The organism is Sphingomonas canadensis (assembly GCF_026013525.1).
GTDB classification, from domain to species: domain Bacteria; phylum Pseudomonadota; class Alphaproteobacteria; order Sphingomonadales; family Sphingomonadaceae; genus Sphingomonas; species Sphingomonas canadensis.
This window is the reverse complement of sequence record NZ_JAPDRA010000022.1, coordinates 1-3,926: the sequence shown is the minus strand read 5'-3', so window position 1 is coordinate 3,926 and position 3,926 is coordinate 1. Positions and strand designations below refer to the sequence as shown.

7 protein-coding genes and 1 pseudogene are annotated in these 3,926 nt (G+C 58.2%); all 8 read right to left on the bottom strand.

Going from position 1 to position 3,926, the window contains the following annotated elements; translation table 11 throughout:
- Positions 1–77: pseudogene (locus tag OM513_RS20720) on the bottom strand (hypothetical protein); the annotation flags it as partial.
- A gap of 384 nt (positions 78–461) precedes the next feature.
- On the bottom strand, positions 462–863 hold the full coding sequence (locus tag OM513_RS20715) for a hypothetical protein (protein WP_264946684.1): 402 nt from the start codon (positions 861–863) through the stop codon (positions 462–464).
- 8 nt (positions 864–871) lie between these two features.
- On the bottom strand, positions 872–1,264 hold the full coding sequence (locus OM513_RS20710) for a hypothetical protein (RefSeq protein ID WP_264946683.1): 393 nt from the start codon (positions 1,262–1,264) through the stop codon (positions 872–874).
- Positions 1,265–1,396: 132 nt separating this feature from the next.
- Positions 1,397–1,546, bottom strand: a complete 150-nt coding sequence (locus tag OM513_RS20705; RefSeq protein WP_264946682.1) for a hypothetical protein — start codon at positions 1,544–1,546, stop codon at positions 1,397–1,399.
- Positions 1,547–1,638: 92 nt separating this feature from the next.
- On the bottom strand, positions 1,639–1,971 hold the full coding sequence (locus OM513_RS20700; protein ID WP_264946681.1) for a hypothetical protein: 333 nt from the start codon (positions 1,969–1,971) through the stop codon (positions 1,639–1,641).
- Between the two features lie 10 nt (positions 1,972–1,981).
- On the bottom strand, positions 1,982–2,263 hold the full coding sequence (locus OM513_RS20695) for a hypothetical protein (RefSeq protein WP_264946680.1): 282 nt from the start codon (positions 2,261–2,263) through the stop codon (positions 1,982–1,984).
- Between the two features lie 731 nt (positions 2,264–2,994).
- Complete coding sequence (locus tag OM513_RS20690) at positions 2,995–3,561, bottom strand: RES family NAD+ phosphorylase (RefSeq protein ID WP_264946679.1); 567 nt, start codon at positions 3,559–3,561, stop codon at positions 2,995–2,997.
- A gap of 215 nt (positions 3,562–3,776) precedes the next feature.
- On the bottom strand, positions 3,777–3,926 hold a 150-nt coding region (locus OM513_RS20685; RefSeq protein WP_264946671.1), incomplete at its 5' end, for a hypothetical protein.

Below are 3,926 nucleotides of genomic sequence, written 5' to 3'. Positions count from 1 at the left end.
ATCTCGTTGAACGCCAGCCCCAGCCGGTGCCGGTCCCCCAGCCCGACCCAGCAGATGCGCGCGGGCAGGCCCTGGAACGAATTACGGTGACACGTGCAATAATGCCGAATTGCTGCCCTTCGGCTTCAGCCCGCATTTTGCCGGGGCGAGGGCCGGGCCGGTGTGCGCTTCCATATCGACGAGCCGTCCTCGAAGAAGGTCCGCTCGCGCCGGTTGCCCCGCTGGGTGATATGATGCGGGATGCCCGGGAGGACAATGCGACGAAGCTCGGCTATGACCCGAGGCTAGCGGCGGTGCGAAGCGAGTAAAGGAGTTATTGCACGTGTCACCGTAATTGAATTGTGGGGGGGGATCGGCGAGGTCAAAGAGCGGGCGCGTGGCGCGGCGATACCTCAGCAGGTGGAATCCTACATTGCAAACCAGAATTAGGTATAGTGTCCCCGGAATTTGATAATCACAATTCAACAGGACTGCCTCGTCATCCTGAGTCCGGCGAACTTGAGATACCTGTCGTCGGGGCGGCCTCTCACAAATAGCGACACGTCCCGGTCGAGAATCTCAAACGTTAACCGGCTCCGCAGCTCATCATACCTTACAAATACGTTCGAGGACACGCTGATGTGCCTGCCGTAGGAGAAGCTGAGGCGGTTTGTCTCGAAGACCCTTCCATCGATATCGACCGTAAGCGCGTGCCGGTCGATCCTTACTAGGTCGTTTCCGGCACGATAGCAGCCAAGAACCGAGCCGATATCATGCTCGCTCATCGGGGAGTTGGGGTCTCTCGACGTGAAGTGAAGAAGGGCGAGAGCCGCCGCAGCGATGGCGGCTCCCATGAACGACAACCGAAACGCGCTCGTCTCCATCTGTTCCCTTAGGGCTTCTTCTTCTGTGTATCGAAAAAGATCGTGTAAGTGAATTGCCCCGACGGGCCACCGACCGTCACACCAATCCCAGCGGAATCACCGGAATAGGGTCGCTCACCGGTTTCCAGATTAAGGCCCCAGCTTCTGGTAAATACTGGTGCCACCTTGGTGAAGCCGCCAAAACTAAATGAAATGCCGGTGCCCTGCATTGTTTCAAGTTTCTGGTAGGAACCCGCCATGGTCTGGGCGCTGCTGTTACGTAGGATGGAAGTGATATTCAGCCGCGGAAGGTCTCGCATCAATGCTTCGGCCTTGGCCCTTGCGTCAGCAGGAGTGCTGCCGCCGACTACGATGTAGCTCCCGGTCACCTCGTCGGTGTAGAAGTTGCCGATCTCGACCACGCCGAACCCAGAAACCGTCAGCCACCAGAGTAGGTTACCACCTTGTGATCGCCGGATAGATCTACCGCATCCTCAACCGAGATAGGAATTACGGTGACAGGTGCAATAATACCGAATTGCTGCCCTTCGGCTTCAGCCCGCGTTTTGCCGCGGCGAGGGCCAGGCCGGTGCGCGCTTCCATATCGACGAGCCGTCCTCGAAGAAGGTCCGCTCGCGCCGGTTGCCCCGCAGGGTGATATGATGCGGGATGCCCGGGAGGACAATGCGACGAAGCTCGGCCATGACCCGAGGCTAGCGGCGGCGCGAAGCGAGTAAAGGGATTATTGCACGTGTCACCGTAATTCGTAATTCAGCGAAGCGCTAATCCGGATACTTCACGTCAACAGAAAGCAATTAGGAGCAACACTTTCCATGCCCGAGCCAGCGAGGCGTAAGGCGCCGGTTACGCCGTGTGGAAGTTCGTCGATCTGCTGGCGCATCGAATCTATCGCCACGACAGTCAGCGCGATTTCCGCCCGGTTAGTTGGGGTGGGTCGCGGTAGCTCAACCAGTATATCCTCCACCGTCTGAGGCGCTTCGTATCGGGTCGTAAAAATGTCACCTACGCGAATCGTTTTCCCGTTATTGGGTATTCCGATCACGATTAAATGACCCGTCGCTTCCGCTTTTACTGCACGAACGAGAAGCTCTTTTTCTTCAAGGCTCATCTGATTTGCCTCAATTTGCACGGCGCATGAACTCCGCGATTTGCGCCGGCGTCATCTTGGGTGCGGCGTCAATAAGTGTACTGCGCACGCTCGGACTTGCCACCGAACGAGGTAGCGCAGGCATCCCCATGTCAGCCAAAATTTCACGCGCACTGTCGGCAGAAAAGCTGAATGGGGCCTTCGCTGAGAACTGTTCAGCATTCATCAACACGCCAACTTCCCGCTCCTGAGCGGCCAACCAGTTACCCCGACCGAAAGTCCCAATCTCGGATCGGCTACCAAACAGCAGCACACCTTCACCCGCCTGCGCACGAGCCTCAAGCGCGAATATGGTTGCTACGTAGGGGTCTGTCGATGCTGAAACAGCCGTCGCCTGGGCGCCGGGGGAGCCAACCCAACCCGCAGATGTTCCACGGAACAATTGAATGTCGCCCGTGAGATCGACGGTCCCCGCAATTTCCTCGCGGGTAAGGCCCGCCGTGCGAAGCGCTCGAAGTTCACCGAACGAGAAACTCCGCCCAGTCGTCTCTGCGGCAACAGCTTATTCGGCAAAGATTTAAAGCGCGAGGGTTAAAGGCTCCAACGCCTCAATCTGGCCCCCCGTCCTTACATAATCAGCTGGGGTCATCTCCGATCGTGTCACCGCCTCGCCGCGCTCGCAGCACGGGCACGAATACACTACCGTGGGCGCTTTATACTGTTGCCGAAACTCTGCGAAACTGCCGCCAGCCGATGGCAAAACCGGCTGAACCACACGCAATACATGTGTCAATCGATAGTCTTCGTCCACCACCGAAGAAAGGCGCAAAGGAAGTTCACTCAGGCTACCACCTTGGGCCGCCTTCCATTCCTCAAGACTGAGATCGATTAAGAGGAGTCTCCCTCCATCGCACGTTCCCGCCGAGTATAAGCCAACGGCGTCGGTGTCGCTCTCAACTTCGAAGTCGAAGATCGGGAACTCCGTTCCGCATGCGTCGCAAAGCAAGATTCTAACCGAGCCATGCACAGGCTTTGGTTGCATTGTCATCGGACACCCTTCGAACCGAACAGAATGAGATTTACACCACCATCCGCTTGCGCGGAAGGAGCAATGATACCGGAATACCCGTTACGTTGGGCGAAAGCGCCCAAAGGCTGTGTTACTTCATACCGCCAAGCAGACGTTCCTCCGGTCCGGGTTAGGTCACCGAGCGAGACACCGAGGTCATCCCGCGTCGCCGGGTTCGTCAGATCAAGGAGATTATCGACCGAAGATTCCTGGAACGAATGCAGTGTTCGGCCCGTCAGAGAGCTTCCATTGTTGACGAACTCTGCTTCGACGGTGCGAGCATTCGACGCGAAGTATAGGCCACCTTGGCCGGGCGCCGTGTATCGACCATTGGCGGCAACGCTGTAGGAGATGTCTAGCGGATTGCCGCCTTCCGGAACCGCACGATAAAGCGTGCCTTCAAAAGTTACGCCGGTTCTCTCTGCAGCAAGCGCCCCCATGTTCAGTTCGCTGGCGGGGCCCGCCAGGCTGCGAAAGGCACTCGGCGCTGCGCGGGCCAATTGATATAGACCAGAAGCGCCCGCGGCAATTGCGTAGACCATTTCCCCGTTACCATTCACGAAAAGGGATTTTGTTCAATAAGGTTCCGCCGGCCGTTGATTTAAATTCGTAGTCCCCTTCCCAATAACCCCTAAATCCAGCCTGCCCAAAATCTATGGCTACAAATTACGGTGACAGGTGCAATAATGCCGAATTGCTGCCCTTCGGCTTCGGCCCGCGTTTTGCCGGGGCGCACCCCATCCCGCCCGTCCCGCGATCAGAGCGAGGGCAGGTCCAGCCCCATCGCGCGGGCGCAATCCACGGCCTCGTCATAGCCGGCGTCGGCGTGGCGCATCACGCCGGTGGCGGGGTCGTTCCACAACACGCGCTCCAGCCGGCGGGCCGCGTCCGGGGTGCCGTCGGCGAC